The following is a 14,415-nucleotide window of genomic DNA, read 5'->3' on the forward strand; positions in this document are numbered from 1 at the left end:
TCGCATAAGAAAGCCCGAGAATTATCCAGGGGTCGCCAATGCCGCGCATTGCCTATGTCAACGGGCGCTACGTCGCTCACGCGGACGCTTCCGTGCATATCGAGGATCGCGGCTATCAGTTCGCCGATGGTGTCTATGAGGTCTGCGAGGTGGCGCGTGGCTTCATCGTCGATATGCCGCGCCATCTTGCCCGGCTGAACCGCTCGCTGACCGAATTGTCGATCGCCTGGCCGGTCACCCGCGGTGTGCTGCCGCTCATCCTGCGCGAAGTGGTCAACCGCAATCATGTCGCCAACGGCCTGGTCTACGTCCAGGTGACGCGCGGCGTCGCCAGCCGCGATTTTGTCTTCCCGTCAGCGGACACCAAGCCGTCCCTGGTGGTGACCGCCAGGAAGGCCGATCCTGTCGCCGGAGCAAAGCGGGCTGAAACCGGCATTGCGGTCATCACCGTGCCGGAGAATCGCTGGGACCGGGTCGACATCAAGAGCGTCGGACTGCTGCCTAACGTGCTGGCCAAGCAGAAGGCCAAGGAAGCCGGTGCGCAGGAGGCATGGTTTGTCGACGGCGACGGCATGGTCAAGGAAGGCGGCTCGTCGAACGCCTGGATCGTCACCAGGGATGGCGTTCTGGTTACCAGGCCGGCCGAGCATGGCATCCTGCGCGGCATCACCCGCACGACCATGTTTGAAGTGGCGGCCAGCCTCGGCCTGAAGATCGAGGAGCGCCGCTTTTCCGTCGCCGAGGCCAAGGCAGCGCGCGAGGCGTTCATCAGCTCCGCAACGACAATTGCCATGCCGGTGGTGGCCATCGACGGCGATCCGGTTGCCAATGGACACCCCGGCTCTGTGACACTTTCGTTGCGGCAGGCCTTTTTTGACATTGCGGAAAAAAGTCCAGCCTGATAACCGCACAGGTGGAATGAACATCAATATATCTCGTTCTGCTTGTCGTTACTGACGACAAGACGGTGTTTGCGCGCTTGACATGTGCCGGTTAATTTGGCGCATTGGCTTGCAAACCGAAGGGGATCGGCGAAAGACAAGAACAATGGCGGAACGATCGCAAAATCTTCAGGACCTGTTCCTGAATTCAGTTCGCAAGAGCAAGAACCCGCTCACCATCTTCCTCATCAACGGCGTGAAGCTGACCGGCGTGGTCACTTCGTTCGACAATTTCTGTGTCCTGCTGCGCCGCGACGGTCATTCCCAGCTCGTTTACAAGCACGCCATTTCCACGATCATGCCGAGCCAGCCGGTTCAGATGTTCGATGGCGAGGAAAGCCAGGGCGCCTGATTGGCACGTGAGAAAGACGCGGACGCACCAGTTCGCGGAAAACCAGCACATCATCCCGGGACGGAAGCCAAGGGCCCGACCCGGGCCGTTGTCATCGTGCCGGTGCTTACCCGCCAGCCGCGCGGCGACGACGATACCAACCGTCCGCGGCTGACGCGTTCGGCTGACGCTCGTCATGACGAAGCGGTCGGCCTTGCCCGCGCCATCAACCTTGATCTGATCCACACGGCGGTGGTGACCGTCAACGATCCGCGGCCGGCGACGTTGCTCGGCAGCGGTAAGGTCGCCGAGTTCGCCGAAATCGTCAAAGAGGGCCATGCGGAAGTGGTCATCGTCGACCATCCGCTGACACCGGTGCAGCAGCGCAATCTCGAAAAGGAACTGAACGCCAAGGTGCTGGACCGCACCGGGCTGATCCTTGAGATCTTTGGCGAGCGCGCGCGCACCAAGGAAGGCACGCTGCAGGTCGAGCTTGCCCATCTCAACTACCAGAAGGGCCGTCTCGTGCGCAGCTGGACCCACCTTGAGCGCCAGCGCGGCGGCGCCGGCTTCCTCGGCGGTCCCGGTGAAACGCAGATCGAATCGGATCGGCGCGTCCTTCAGGACAAGATCATCAAGCTCAAGCATGAGCTGGAGACCGTGCGCCGCACCCGCGACCTGCACCGCGCCAAGCGCAAGAAGGTACCGTTTCCGGTGGTGGCGATCGTCGGCTACACCAATGCCGGCAAGTCGACCTTGTTCAACAGGCTGACCGGAGCCGGCGTGCTGGCGCAGGACATGCTGTTCGCCACGCTCGATCCAACGCTGCGCCGTGTGCGCCTGCCGCATGGCACGCCGATCATCCTTTCGGACACGGTCGGTTTCATCTCCGACCTGCCGACGCATCTGATCGCTGCTTTCCGCGCCACCCTGGAAGAGGTGGTCGAGGCCGACCTCGTCATCCACCTGCGCGACATTTCCGATCCCGATACAGCCGCGCAGGCTGAGGATGTCGAGCGCATCCTGGCCGACCTCGGCGTCGACGCCGGCGACGCCAAGCGTGTCATCGAAGTGTGGAACAAGATCGACCGGCTGGACGAAGGCAACAGGATCCGGCTGCTTGCCGATGGCGCCGACGCCAGCAAGGCGCCGCCGGTTGCGGTGTCGGCGGTGACCGGCGAGGGCATCGATGCGCTGAAGGCGATCATCGAAACGCGGATGGCGGGCGAGCTCGAAGACCTGACGGTGACGATCGAGCCGGCACAGTTCGGTCTTGTCGACTGGCTTTACCGCAATGGCGATGTCGTTTCGCGAACCGACAATGATAACGGCAGCGCCACCATCTCGCTCAAGGCGACGCAAAGCGCCCGCGAAGAGATCGAAAGCAGATTGCGTCGCAAAAATCAGGGCTAATGCATGTCGCCCAAAAGTGGCTCCGGTTTTGGGACAACGACTTGCATGGACAAACCTAGTGGTAAAAATCTAACGCTTGGTACCAGAGGCGTAAGTCCGTTCAGGGTCGGTCGAATGCAGCCGTTCGTCTCGCCGATCGGAACGGAACGAGCAGGGAGCGCCAAGGACGGACATTCACCGGGTTTCACGCTGACGATCCGAAGCTTTCGTTGATCGGTTGGATGATGAGGCGAACCTGAGCGGAACAGTCGTTCCACCACCCCGCGCCTGAGATTTCATTGGACAGACAATAGTGACTGGAGGAGTGTGAGCGCATGATCCATGTGGGGGCATCATGGTGCTGGTTCGGTCGTTAGCGTCGCGTTTTGTACCTGTGCTTTGCGTGCTTTTGCTTGCCTCGCTTTCACCGGGGATCGCAACAGCGCAACAAACCGATGTGGTGCTGGCTGTCGGCACCATCACCACCGACAACTATCCGGGCCAGGAGTTTGCCGGCAATGGTCTGGGCGAGGCGATTTTGCACGCTGCCGTCAACATGCTGGATGACGGTGGGCAATTTGCCTGGTGCGCTGGACGGGTCGTTGAATGGCGACGGATCGACGAGGTGAACAAGGAACAGAAGTTTCAGCAGACGGAATATGTTGACCAGGCCACTGCGATCAAGAAACTGGGTACTATCGCTGCAGACTATCTGATTGGCGGCAGCATCACGTTCGGCGCCGGGAAAGCCGACTGGACCATTGAGATCAGAACCAACCCCGGCGGCGCGCTTGTTGACAGCTTCACCGGCTTTGCCAAGGACGATGCGGTGGCGGACGAGGCTGTCCGCATTACCGAACACGTGCTGGACAAGATTTGCCCTGGTCCCTGGACAGTCACCGGCGGCGGCGCGCGGATCGTGGTGACCGGGACCGTGATGAAGCTGGACGAGTCGTTCGAGGTGGTTGGCAAGTTTCCCGGTGGCACTGCGAATTTCGTATACTCGCCGACGTCGCGAGCGGGCGGGACGGTAGACTATGTGCTTGCCGGAAGCGGTGTTTCGGGCGCTGGCAGCGGCACCTATACTATCAGTCCGTCGGGCGATAGCTTCACCATGACGATCCAGCAAACCACGACGGGCTGCATCGCCGGGATACCGAACTCCTGCAAGACCAACAGCGAAGTCCTGACACTCACCCCGATTTCGCACTGACGGTCTGCTTCATGCCCAGGTCATGCCGTCCTGGCTGACCTGGCGAAACGACCGTCTCGGGTCAGGACTTCTCAATCAGCCTCTGTGCGGGAAGGTCCGCAACGGGTCCAGGCTGTGTAAAAACGTGCCGCCGCAATTGGAGCTTAGAACATCGTTCTAAGCGACTCCATCAGTGGACCTTACCGCAGCATTGGATCTCTCATTATTGCCGTTAACTCGGAATTCAATTCTCTGGGCCCCAAGTATCGCCGAGTTTTTACACAGGCTCGGTCGGAAGACGTCTTCCCCCACCAGGTACCAAGCGTTAGATTTTCACCACTAGACTAGTTCAACTGTGCTCCATTTGGCGGGATTCAGCGGCGTAACCACCTCTCGACCGCAACCGCAGCAGCAGAGATGAGCCGCCGTCGAAAAGCGCTGCGAAACGTACAGGACGCCCGCCTCGACATCGTCGGGGATGTAGTCGACGAACCTGGGCTGAAGACGATCAACCGGCGGCATCAGGTCCCTCGGCGACGATTTCGCCACTCGCTATCGAGTACCCGAGGTAGACCGACTGCCGGCTACCGATACAATCATCACAGACCACGCGAAGCTCTCGACGGACAGACATCCAAGCGAGTATCTGACAACCATCAGCAGCCGAGCCCCGCCCCCGTCTCATATGTCTTGAACCCGGACACCCTATGGCTCCGCTGCGCCAAATGTATTAGACTGATCTCATACACGTCCATCCGCGGGCGAGCGCGCCCGGAGGGTTAGACGATGACGGTCTACAGGCGATTGTTGCTGCCGAGGGCCTTCCCGATCCGGGTCAGGCTTTTCGAAACCGGTTGGCTTCGGCTTGTCAGTCGGGCTCTGGTCGTTGCTTTCATTTCTTGGTTTGCCGTCGGTGCGGTGACGGCCGGGCCGCTCAACGACGCTGCTCGGGAGGGCGACGCCGGAAAGGTTGCCGAACTCCTGGCACAAGGCGCCAATGTGAACGATCGCGACGAGAGCCGTCAGACCCCGCTGATCGATGCGGCGCTTGCCGGCAAGACCGAGGTCGCCATTGCGTTGATCGGGGCCAAGGCGGACATCGAAGCCCGCAACGATCGCGGCTTCACCGCGCTACATGCGGCAGCCTACTCAGGAAGCCTGGACATCGCAAAATTGCTGCTCGACCACGGGGCCGAGGTCGACGCGTTGAGCACGCACAAGATCACGCCGCTGCATGTGGCAGCAGAAGAGAACCAGACGGCCATCGCGGAGCTGTTGATCTCGCACGGCGCACAGGTCGAGGCAATCCAGGAATACGGGTACACGCCTCTCAGCCGTGCGACATTCTATCAGAGCACCGACGTGATGGTTTTGCTCAAGAAGCACGGCGCAGAATGCCAACCCAAGGAAACGATGGGGTCGTCGTACAAGGTGTGCATCGCCCTCGGCAACTGACATCGAGAAAGGTTACTGGAGGAGAACATGACAGAGAACCGTTCCAGAACGTTTGACAGTTTGCTTTGCGCGGGAGTTGCCGCCGCCTCCCTCCTCCTCTTCGGCACCGGTGGATCCCACGCCGGCGACGGAGTGAACACCGGATACTTCGGCAATGTCGCCATCCTGGGTTATGATCCGGTAGCATATTTCACCGACGGTCGCGCGACGATGGGTTCGCCCAAGATCTCGAGGAAGTGGCTCGGAGCGACGTGGTACTTCGCCAGCGTCCAACACCGGGATGCCTTTGTTTCCGAGCCGGTGCGCTATGCCCCTCAGTTCGGCGGCTTCTGCACCGGGGGAATGTCAGTTAAGGAGGCATCCGCGAACCTTGACCCGGAAGCCTTCCGCATCGTCGATGGCAAGCTCTTCCTGTTCTCCGGAAAGGAAGGCCTGGAGGAAGACTTCGATGCCAACCCGGCGCCTGTCATTGCGAAAGCGGAAGCCGAATGGCACGCAGTGGAGGCGAAGGAATTCGAGGCTAGAGCGGCCGCCAACTAGCTCCGGCGCGATGTCGTGAGCCCGCAAGTTGAATGGCGCCCGTCACCGAGACACCGAGAAATACCAGACTGTGACGGAGTCCGGCCAAGCGTACTCGTCCTGCGTATCGCTGCTCCCTTGGGGATTGCGATAGACCGGGGCGCAGAACTTGCGGCCGAGCAAGGTCGCGGTGGATTGCGTGCAGAAGAGGTCGCCATCCACGCTGGACGTGCCGGTGATGATGCTGCTTTGCGAGCTCAGTGCGACATCTCCATTTGCACTCAGCTCCATGACGAACGCAGCGCCATTGTGTTGATGTCCTACCCATGTCCGATCGCCCGTTAGGGCTCGGATCGCGGCGGCGCCCAGGCGGTCCTCCTCCCGCCCGCGAAAATCGAAGCTCCGCTCGGGAATCCCCGCGGCGCGAAGGGCGCCCAGCCGGTGATCGAGGTCCTCTTGCCGCCGATGGTGGGCGTAAACGACACGATAACCAGCGAGGTTCTGTTCGGGTATCTTTTTCAGGATTGCTGCAGCCGCATCGTGCGCCTCGGCCATGCGGCCAAGCCGCGCATTTGCCATGGCCAGCGTTTCGAGACCAAGGTCGCTGCGCTCTTCCGGCTGGACCTCGCTCAGCGCCTGCAAAGCCTTCTCGTACTGATGGTTCATGTAGAGCACGAAGCCGTAATAGTCGAAGACCTGGGCGCGCGGCTTGGGATCGAGCCGCAACACGCGTTCCATCGCTGCCAGCGCCTCCAGGTTCTGTCCTGCGTAGGTCAGCACGATCGCCCGATTGAGCTCCGCCTCCGCGCCGCTCGGGTCCAGCGCGACGGCTTTCTGGACCGACGCGATCGCCTGGTCCCATTCGCCGTCCAGCATCTGCAGGATGCCGAGCACGGCATAGGCGCGCGCAGATTGCGGATTGAGCTCCAGCGCCCGCCCTGCCGCTTCGTAGGAGCGCTGGCGAGCGACGGCGCTGAGCATGAGCACCTGGTAGTCGAAGCCGAGCACGTCCACCGTGGCGCGGGCATAGCCCGAGTAGGCATCTGCAAACGTAGGATCGAGCTTGATCGCCTTTTGATACAGGGACAGGGTCTCTCCGAGAGACCTGTTGTCGACCACATAAACCTTCTGCTCGGCTCGGGTGTAGAAATCGTATGCCTCCAGGCTTCGCGTGGGGAGGCGAGTAATCTGCGCTCGTTCGCCTTCCGTCAGACGCACCGAAAGTGCCTCAACGATACGCCCGATCACTTCGTCTTGAAGTGCAAATATCCTGGAGTAGTCGCGGTCGTATCGCTCGGCCCAGATGTTGCTCCCCGTTTGGGCATCGATGAGCTGGACATTGATGCGGACTAGATCTTCCTCCCGCCGGACGCTGCCCTCGACCACGTAACGGACGTTCAACTGCGCCGCGATCTCGTCGACGTCGAGGGATCGATCCTTGAAGGAGAACGCGGAGTTGCGTGCGATGATGAGGAGCCCCGAGATCTTCGAGAGATCGGTGATGAGATCGTCTGCGAGCCCTTCCGCAAAATAATCCTGGCCTGCCTTCTCGCTAAGATCGGTAAACGGGAGCACGGCGATGGAGGGCTTGCCGACCGACGAACCGACCGGGGTGGAACCGTGACCGGGCAGCAGGGCAATCGCTTGCGGCCAGAGCACCACCGCAATCCCCGCTATCAGAGCCAGAACGAGCACCGTGGCGCCGATCATAGGCCATCGCCGAGAGCGCGACTTATTGGCTCCTGCGGTCTGTTCCAGCAGAACCCGATAGGCGCGGACCCGCTCTGGAATGTTCTTGAGACGCTGTTCGCCGAGCGACTTGAAGGTCAGGCCGAGCTTGTTGTGAGCCTGATCGTAGGCCGTTCCCGAGATGACGATGCCGCCAGGATCGCTCAGTCCTTCCAGCCGGGCCGCGATGTTGACGCCGTCGCCGTAGAAATCGTCCTTGTCGATGATGACGTCACCAAGGTTGATCCCGATACGGAACACTAGCTGGGTATCTTCGGGAAGACCGAGGTTCTGCTGCGCGGCGACCCGTTGGATTTCGACGGCGCAGGCTACCGCATCGACGACGCTCTCGAACGCGACCAGAGCACCGTCGCCCATGAGCTTTACGATGCGGCCATGGTACCCTTCGATCGACGGTTCGATGAGTTCGCGCCGGAGCGCCTTGAGCCGCGAGAGGGTGCCCGTCTCGTCCAGCCCCATCAGCCGGCTGTACCCCACCACGTCGGCGGCGAGGATAGCGACTAGCTTCCGTTCAAGATGTTGGGCCTGCTCCACAGCGCATGATTATAGGGAAAGCTCCATGGCAAGACCATATGCGCGGTCAAGGAGCCGGAACCTGGGATGCGGCACGGGCGCGCCCGGCCGTTTTGCCGGCAGCACTCCATGAAATCGCTCAGTCTGGGAACCTGTGTCCTAAATCGCGAAGCACACAGGTTTTGGTGTGGCGTTGCACGGATCGCGAACGCGACGGTCTCCCTCGTCGGGTGTCGGCGCACCGTGCGCATCGAAAGCCAAGCCGCATGGATGGTCGGGACGTCAAGCTCGTCGGCGGCGGCGGACTGCCCTTTAGCCGGTCGCGATTACCGAGGAGGGGACCCCAGAACGGTGGCTGGCCTTGATTTTTTGACCGGGGGAGCCCTCCCGAACGACGCGCCACGTGCTAACGCCCGCCGCATGCGCGCCGCCTGACGGTGCCGGCCAACAAAGGTGACACTGTCGTCGGACAGCGTGGAAACAGGCGCCAGGCAGGGCCGTCGGCCATCACCGAGCTGGCAGCGCTTCGGCTTGCTCGGGCCAGGGCGGCCTTGGGATGCGTTCACCCTGATCGTCACGGCCCTGCGCGCCGAGCAGCGGTCCGGCGGCGCCGCGCGGCACCGATCCATGAGGCAGTGCTTCGCCCACAGACGCTGAGTTGCACACGGCCGCCGACGGTCGGCACGCCGGCCCGTGCAGACAGCGGGCAGCGTGGCGCGGGATAGCAGCTACGATGACCCCGCCAACGCCGGCCCATGACCGGCACGCGTCCGCCACGCGTTCGTGCCGGCCCGCCCAATGTGGTCGAGGCGGCGGAAGCCCAGCGGTTCAGTTGAGAGGCCCGGTCCGGCCGGTCCGACATAAGAAGCAATTCTTCCTCTTACTACTCTTCTTCCCAGCTCTCTCCGACCGTCTTCTCTGCACCGCGATTAGAATAAGAAAATGGTCGGACCGGGCGGACTGACTTTTTTTCGCGGATGGGCTCAGGTGCCGAGCGACTACTAGGCGAGCGCTATCGCAACGGGTAGTGCCCGGCACCGCACCGATGTAAGTCTTGGGCACGGATGATGCCGAAGGCGGTGCCGCATATGACCGCTTCGCGCCTCAAAGAAGGCGTTCAGTTGATTGAGAGCTACGCCCGGAGGCCGTCGTTCGTTCAGCTAAGTGGTCGCGGCCATACGCATTCAATTCAAACGGCTGGAACGCAGTCAGAAAGCGCCGGCCAGGCCGACACATAAATATGTTGTAGGCGCATCCGATCTGGACGCATCGCCAGCTTCGCTCCAGCGATCAACGAGTATGGTACCTCTCGCGGCACACGCCGACGGCTCGACCAAGCAGCCCGCTTGATCTTCGTCGAAAGCTGCGCTCATTGAGCTAGGATACGCCTTGCGGGTGGTCCAAAGCCGTCGCTGAGGGACCCAGCCATCGCCTTGGCCAATGAGCGCGGCATAGTACGGTCGCGCGATCTAACGGCCATCGACGTCCCTCGCTGCTGCTGGACCGCATGTGCGAAGAGGGCCTCCTCGTCAAGGTCGGCTATGGCCTGTATCGCCCAACTGCTCGCCGGGAAGTTTAGGCGATGCTCCGTCGGCTCGCATCCTGCTGACAAAATCTGTCACTGCCCTGCGCTATATGTGTTTCATCCACTCAACAAAGGAGAAACACGATGAGCAATAACACTAGCCCCGCACTCAAGGTCGCTTTGGCCTATCACAACGCTTGGAAGAATCTCGACCATGCGACGGCCATGAAAGTCGTCGCAGACAACGTGGTCTCTGAAACCCCATTCGGCCCCATCGAAGGCGGCGCCGCACTGCACAAATCGGAATCTGAGTTCGCCGGCATGCTCAAAGGAGCGACGATGGTTGCCGCGTTCGGCGACGAGAAGACGGCGCTCCTCATGTACTACACCCACACCCATCCCGCCCCCAGCGTCCTCTCCGCGAAGTACTTCACGGTCGAGAACGGGAAAATCACCGGGATCAAGGCGCTCTTCGACAAGAGTGTATTCGGGGCTCAGTGAACCGGTCCATCCGCACTGAACCACACCTTTGAAGGAGAGTACCCCCATGATTACCATTACTGCTGCGACGGGCCGCTACGGGCGGCTCGTCGTGGATGGCTTGCTCCGTCGCGGCGTTCCGGCCAACAAGATCGTGGCCGCCGTCCGCAACCCGGAGAAGGCGGCCGACCTAGCCGCCAAGGGCGTTCAGGTCCGTGAGGCGGATTACGACAGGCCCGAAACCCTGAAGGCCGCCTTTGCCGGCGCCGACAAGCTTCTGCTGATCCCATCCGCCGACTTCGCCGAGCGATATCCGCAGATGGTCCGTGCGGTCGAAGCTGCGATCGACGCCGGCGTCGGACTCGTCGCCTATGCGAGCTTCGTCAACACCGACACCAGCACGCTGCGACTCGGCGAAGCGCACAAACTGACAGAGGCCTTCATCCGCGATTCCGGCCTGCCTTACCTGATGCTGCGCAACGGGGCCTATATCGAGGTCTACGCCGGCGATCTGGGCGGCATGGACTATGCCCTGAGCACCGGCACTCTTATCGGCTCGGCGGGCACGGGGAAGATTTCCGGTGTGAGCCGTGATGATCTGGCCGAAGCGGCTGCCGTCGCGCTGGCAAGCAAGGATCAAGCCGGAAAAGTGTACGAGCTGGGTGGGACGGCATGGACGAAAGCCGATCTGGCTGCAGCAGTTTCACAACTCACGGGCAAGCCGCTCGTGTACCAGGACTTGCCTGTTGAGGCTTACGTTCAGGCGCTCACGGGAAGCGGCCTCCCGCGCTTTCTAGCTGAAGTCATTGCTGACGCGGGCTTCGCTACGACGCGCGGTGACTGGTACACCGACAGCACTGACTTGCCGCGTCTTCTGGGACGGCCGAGCACGCCGCTGATCGATGTCGTCGCCGCCACGCTCAAAAGGAACCGCCTGCTATGAAGCGGATTCAGTATCATCAATATGGCGGCCCGGAGACTATGAAGCTCGAGGATTTCGAGCTTCGCGCGCCGGGCAAGGGCGAGGTTGCCGTGAAGGTCAACTTCGCCGCCATCAATCCAATCGATTGGAAAGTACGCAACGGTCACTTGAAGATGGTGACTGGGAAAAAGTTTCCTCGCGCCTTTGGCAGCGACTTTTCCGGCACGGTGATTTCGGTCGGTCCGGGCGGTACCCGCTTCCAAGTGGGTGACGCGTGTTCGGGTCCGCCCAAATCAAGGATGGTGGCGCGCTCGGCGAGGCTGTGATCGCGCCAGAAACCTCTCTTGCCAGGAAGCCGGCCTCTGTGTCCTTCGTGGAAGCTGCGTGCCTCGGAACCCCTGGAATAACGGCGTGGAATGGTCTTGTTGACAAGGCGCACCTGCAGGCAGGCGCTCAGGTCTTTATCAACGGCTGCACCGGCGGGGTCGGCGAATCCGCCGTCCAGATCGCGCGGATGCTTGGGGCCAAGGTCTCGGGAAGCTGCGGGGCACAGCAGATGCAACGTGCCCAGGAGATGGGGCTGTCCCGCATCTACGACTACCGAACGACCGATCTCTCCAAGATCAACGAGCGGTTCGACGTCGTGTATGACACCGCCGGAGCCATGACAGTCGCGACAGGGCTCGGCTTGCTCCGCAAGGGTTGGGGTGTATCTGGACATCAATCCGACGCTGGGCAAGTTTGTTCGCGCGATCTTCGACCGGAGGCTCAAGCCCATCGTCTGTACCGCAAGGGCGGACATCCTGGACGGCCTTGCCTGCGCGGCAGGCGAGGGGGCGCTTCGGCTCCCGATCGTCGAGACCGTCCCGCTCAAGGACTCGGTCGCTCTGGTCACGGCTCTGGAGCAAGGGCGCAAGCTAAACGGCAAAGCTATCGTGTCGATGCCTTGAGCAAGCCCCCTGCCAAAATTTGGCATTGGCTGGTAGAATAGTCTTATGTCCAAGAGCAATCGGCTTTTCGATCTGATGCAGATGCTGCGCCGGCACAATGGTCCTGTGCCGGGCAGTGATCTTGCGCGTGAGGCCGGCGTTTCATTGCGAACCATCTATCGCGACATCGCCACGCTTCAGGCGATGGGAGCAGATATCGAGGGAGAACCAGGCTTCGGCTACGTGCTGAAGCCTGGCTTTCTGCTTCCGCCGCTCATGTTCTCCCAGGAAGAGCTTCACGCGCTGACGCTCGGTGCGCAGTGGGTCGGCCGCCAAACGGACGACGGCTTGGCCTTCGCCGCCCAGAACTTGATCGCAAAGATTGGTGCGGTGCTGCCAACAGAATTGCGGCACCTACTGACCGACAACGCTTTTCATGTCGACCGCAACAGGCCCGAGACACCGGCCGTAGATCTGGGGATCGTCCGTCAGGCCATGCGCGAACAGTTTAAGCTTCAGATTGCCTATCGCGATCCAAAGGGCGACGAGACGTTGCGTGTCATCTGGCCGATCATGCTGGGCTTCATCGAGTCGAAGCGCTTCGTGGCCGGCTGGTGCGAGCTTCGAGAGGATTTTCGGACGTTCCGAGCGGATCGGATCGAGCGCGCTGAACTCCTTGAACAGCGCTATCCGGGTCGGCGACGTGACCTCGCCAAGCGGTGGCGAGCGCAAATAGCCGAGGAAGCCGCAAGATCGCCAAGCGCCGCTAAAGCGATCGGCTAAGATGGCCTTTCGCATGGAAGGACGTTGGATCGAGGCGGGAAAAATCGCTCGCTGGCGCGCTGCATCGCACCCGTAGAAAAGGCGTCAGCTTTGCGGATCGGAAAGAATCCAGTCAGCGACCGACATTGGGTCGTTTGCCGAATGTCCGCTTCAGACAACTGTGTTTTGAAAGCGGACATGCTGCTTTCGGCCCCAACCCCGCCAGTCGGCGTTGCACCAAGCAAGCCTTTCACCGTTGTCCAGCGGCACCGGCGAAGCCCAGCGGGATGTGTGATGAACCGAGCGGTCCGACCGGTCCGGGGTCGCAACTATTGTTTCGCTATCTACTCTCGCTTCCTCCCGCCTTCGATGTCTCTCGATTCACTGCGCTTAGATGTTTAGTCCCGGCATTTGCTGGAGCGGATCAAGCTTGAAGCGTTCGGGCTGTGTGGCCCAAGCCTTGCAGATCGACTCATAGGGGGTGAGGCCTTTGAGGGTCTTGAGCCTGCGTCCGAAGTTGTAGGCCGAGACGAAGTCGGCAAGGTGCTGGCGGAGTTGGTCGTGGCTCTCATAGTAGAAGCGCCTGACGGTCGCATCCTTGATGGTCCGGTTCATCCTCTCGACTTGGCCGTTGGTCCACGGGTGCCTTGCCTTGGTCGTCCGGTGTTCGATGTCGTTCCTGGCGCAGGCGTATTCGAAGGCATGGGCGCGGAAGAGTTCGCCGTTTGCTATGGCCTCCTTGATCAGTGGCACGGCCGAGCCGCCGGCGCCGGGGGTGGTGAACTGGATGCCGTTGTCGGTGAGCACGGTGTGGATCCTGTAGGGAACAGCCGCGATCAGGTGCGACAGGAAGTCTCTCGAGACAGCGGTGGTGGCCTTCTCATGCAGCTCGACGAAGGCGAATTTAGAGGTGCGATCGATGGCGACGAACATGTGCAGCTTGCCCTGTTCGGTGCGCACCTCAGCGACGTCGATGTGGAAGTAGCCGATCGGATAGCTCTTGAATTTCTTCTTCGCCGGCTTGTCGCCCTCTACGTCCGGCAAGCGGCCGATGCCGTGGCGCTGCAGACAACGATGCAATGACGAACGCGTCAGGTGTGGGATCGTCGGCTGCAATGCATAGAGGCAATCGTCCAACGGCAGCAGCGTGTAGCGGCGAAAGGCGACGATGACGGCCTCTTCCTCGACAGACAGAACCGTCGATCTCGGCTCTCTCGGACCGGTCGGCAGATCGGTCACCGAGGTCCGCTCCCGCCATTTGGCGACGGTCTTCTGGTTGATCCCGTATCGTTTGGAGAGGGCCCTCAAGCTCTCTTGACTATGTTGTATCGCTCGACGGATCGCCTCTGTCGTCGTGGCGCTCCCATGAAGAACCTGGCCCATAACGCATCCCTCGATTCGGAGGACAAGGATGCCCCATCAAAGATCCCATGACCGGTGGTGGATAGCGACCTGCGCTCTGGCAGAGTGGGGTTGCTGACCAACAACTCTGTGGAGGCCAATCATGCGTGTTGTAGCCGATCGATCTGCGGCGCCTGCCGCTATCCGCACCGATCTTGGCGCGATCTTCGTTTCTTTGGAACTCAGTAAGTCGACCTGGTTGATCACTTCGCTGTCGCCGGGCAGTGGGGAGAAGATATCGAAACATGCGGTACGCGGCGGCGATATCACGGGACTGCTGGCACGCTTTGCCCAGCTTCAGGAC

At 61.3% G+C, this 14,415-nt stretch carries 12 protein-coding genes and 2 pseudogenes; 11 read left to right on the forward strand and 3 right to left on the reverse strand.

All coding sequences use genetic code 11. The features are described from left to right. Positions 1-38: 38 nt before the first annotated feature. The 4 genes from B5V02_RS37925 to B5V02_RS37940 all read left to right on the forward strand — a co-directional run bounded on the left by B5V02_RS37925 (position 39) and on the right by B5V02_RS37940 (position 3,877). Positions 39-902 carry a D-amino-acid transaminase gene (locus B5V02_RS37925; protein WP_111549030.1) on the forward strand — a complete coding sequence of 288 codons (864 nt, stop codon included), beginning with the start codon at positions 39-41 and terminating at the stop codon, positions 900-902. A 145-nt stretch (positions 903-1,047) separates the two neighbouring features. After that, entirely contained in the window at positions 1,048-1,293 is a 246-nt protein-coding gene (gene hfq, locus B5V02_RS37930) for an RNA chaperone Hfq (RefSeq protein WP_006202172.1), read from the forward strand. Continuing rightward, a complete protein-coding gene (gene hflX, locus B5V02_RS37935) occupies positions 1,294-2,685 on the forward strand; it encodes a GTPase HflX (protein WP_111549031.1) in 1,392 nt (463 codons plus the stop codon). Positions 2,686-3,019: 334 nt separating this feature from the next. Beyond that, entirely contained in the window at positions 3,020-3,877 is an 858-nt protein-coding gene (locus B5V02_RS37940; protein WP_146606219.1) for a hypothetical protein, read from the forward strand. Between the two features lie 318 nt (positions 3,878-4,195). Here the strand turns inward: B5V02_RS37940 and B5V02_RS42130 are convergent, their stop codons facing one another. Further along, on the reverse strand, positions 4,196-4,378 hold the full coding sequence (locus B5V02_RS42130; protein ID WP_111549033.1) for a ubiquitination-like system serine protease family protein: 183 nt from the start codon (positions 4,376-4,378) through the stop codon (positions 4,196-4,198). A 264-nt stretch (positions 4,379-4,642) separates the two neighbouring features. On the opposite strand from B5V02_RS42130, the gene B5V02_RS37950 reads away from it, so the two are divergent. After that, complete coding sequence (locus B5V02_RS37950; RefSeq protein WP_111549034.1) at positions 4,643-5,311, forward strand: ankyrin repeat domain-containing protein; 669 nt, start codon at positions 4,643-4,645, stop codon at positions 5,309-5,311. Positions 5,312-5,338: 27 nt separating this feature from the next. After that, positions 5,339-5,851, forward strand: a complete 513-nt coding sequence (locus tag B5V02_RS37955) for a YHS domain-containing (seleno)protein (protein WP_245446387.1) — start codon at positions 5,339-5,341, stop codon at positions 5,849-5,851. A 42-nt stretch (positions 5,852-5,893) separates the two neighbouring features. On the opposite strand, the gene B5V02_RS37960 is transcribed toward B5V02_RS37955, so the two are convergent. After that, positions 5,894-8,113, reverse strand: a complete 2,220-nt coding sequence (locus B5V02_RS37960) for an adenylate/guanylate cyclase domain-containing protein (RefSeq protein WP_245446388.1) — start codon at positions 8,111-8,113, stop codon at positions 5,894-5,896. A 1,648-nt stretch (positions 8,114-9,761) separates the two neighbouring features. On the opposite strand from B5V02_RS37960, the gene B5V02_RS37970 reads away from it, so the two are divergent. The 4 genes and pseudogenes from B5V02_RS37970 to B5V02_RS37985 all read left to right on the forward strand — a co-directional run bounded on the left by B5V02_RS37970 (position 9,762) and on the right by B5V02_RS37985 (position 12,731). Continuing rightward, positions 9,762-10,118, forward strand: a complete 357-nt coding sequence (locus B5V02_RS37970) for a nuclear transport factor 2-like protein (RefSeq protein WP_111549036.1) — start codon at positions 9,762-9,764, stop codon at positions 10,116-10,118. Between the two features lie 46 nt (positions 10,119-10,164). Beyond that, positions 10,165-11,040, forward strand: a complete 876-nt coding sequence (locus tag B5V02_RS37975; RefSeq protein ID WP_111549037.1) for an NAD(P)H-binding protein — start codon at positions 10,165-10,167, stop codon at positions 11,038-11,040. After that, positions 11,037-11,969 (forward strand): annotated as a pseudogene (locus B5V02_RS42875) (NAD(P)-dependent alcohol dehydrogenase). The gene B5V02_RS37975 and the pseudogene B5V02_RS42875 overlap by 4 nt, the downstream one beginning before the upstream one ends. Before the next feature lie 45 nt (positions 11,970-12,014). Next, a complete protein-coding gene (locus B5V02_RS37985; protein WP_111549038.1) occupies positions 12,015-12,731 on the forward strand; it encodes a helix-turn-helix transcriptional regulator in 717 nt (238 codons plus the stop codon). A 369-nt stretch (positions 12,732-13,100) separates the two neighbouring features. Here the strand turns inward: B5V02_RS37985 and B5V02_RS37990 are convergent, their stop codons facing one another. Further along, the gene (locus tag B5V02_RS37990) at positions 13,101-14,093 is read right to left on the reverse strand and encodes an IS481 family transposase (protein WP_111549039.1); all 993 of its coding nucleotides are present in this window, start codon (positions 14,091-14,093) and stop codon (positions 13,101-13,103) included. 121 nt (positions 14,094-14,214) lie between these two features. Here B5V02_RS37990 and B5V02_RS37995 point away from each other — a divergent pair. Beyond that, positions 14,215-14,415: pseudogene (locus B5V02_RS37995) on the forward strand (IS110 family transposase); the annotation flags it as partial.

It is taken from the genome of Mesorhizobium kowhaii (genome assembly GCF_003253745.1).
Lineage (GTDB): Bacteria > Pseudomonadota > Alphaproteobacteria > Rhizobiales > Rhizobiaceae > Mesorhizobium > Mesorhizobium kowhaii.

Coding starts and splice junctions, on each gene's coding strand:
- B5V02_RS37950 (WP_111549034.1), top strand. CDS start 4,643: ATGACGGTCTACAGGCGATTGTTGCTGCCGAGGGCCTTCCCGATCCGG.
- B5V02_RS37990 (WP_111549039.1), bottom strand. CDS start 14,093: ATGGGCCAGGTTCTTCATGGGAGCGCCACGACGACAGAGGCGATCCGT.
- hfq (WP_006202172.1), top strand. CDS start 1,048: ATGGCGGAACGATCGCAAAATCTTCAGGACCTGTTCCTGAATTCAGTT.
- B5V02_RS42130 (WP_111549033.1), bottom strand. CDS start 4,378: ATGCCGCCGGTTGATCGTCTTCAGCCCAGGTTCGTCGACTACATCCCC.
- B5V02_RS37970 (WP_111549036.1), top strand. CDS start 9,762: ATGAGCAATAACACTAGCCCCGCACTCAAGGTCGCTTTGGCCTATCAC.
- B5V02_RS37985 (WP_111549038.1), top strand. CDS start 12,015: ATGTCCAAGAGCAATCGGCTTTTCGATCTGATGCAGATGCTGCGCCGG.
- B5V02_RS37975 (WP_111549037.1), top strand. CDS start 10,165: ATGATTACCATTACTGCTGCGACGGGCCGCTACGGGCGGCTCGTCGTG.
- B5V02_RS37940 (WP_146606219.1), top strand. CDS start 3,020: ATGGTGCTGGTTCGGTCGTTAGCGTCGCGTTTTGTACCTGTGCTTTGC.
- B5V02_RS37925 (WP_111549030.1), top strand. CDS start 39: ATGCCGCGCATTGCCTATGTCAACGGGCGCTACGTCGCTCACGCGGAC.
- B5V02_RS37955 (WP_245446387.1), top strand. CDS start 5,339: ATGACAGAGAACCGTTCCAGAACGTTTGACAGTTTGCTTTGCGCGGGA.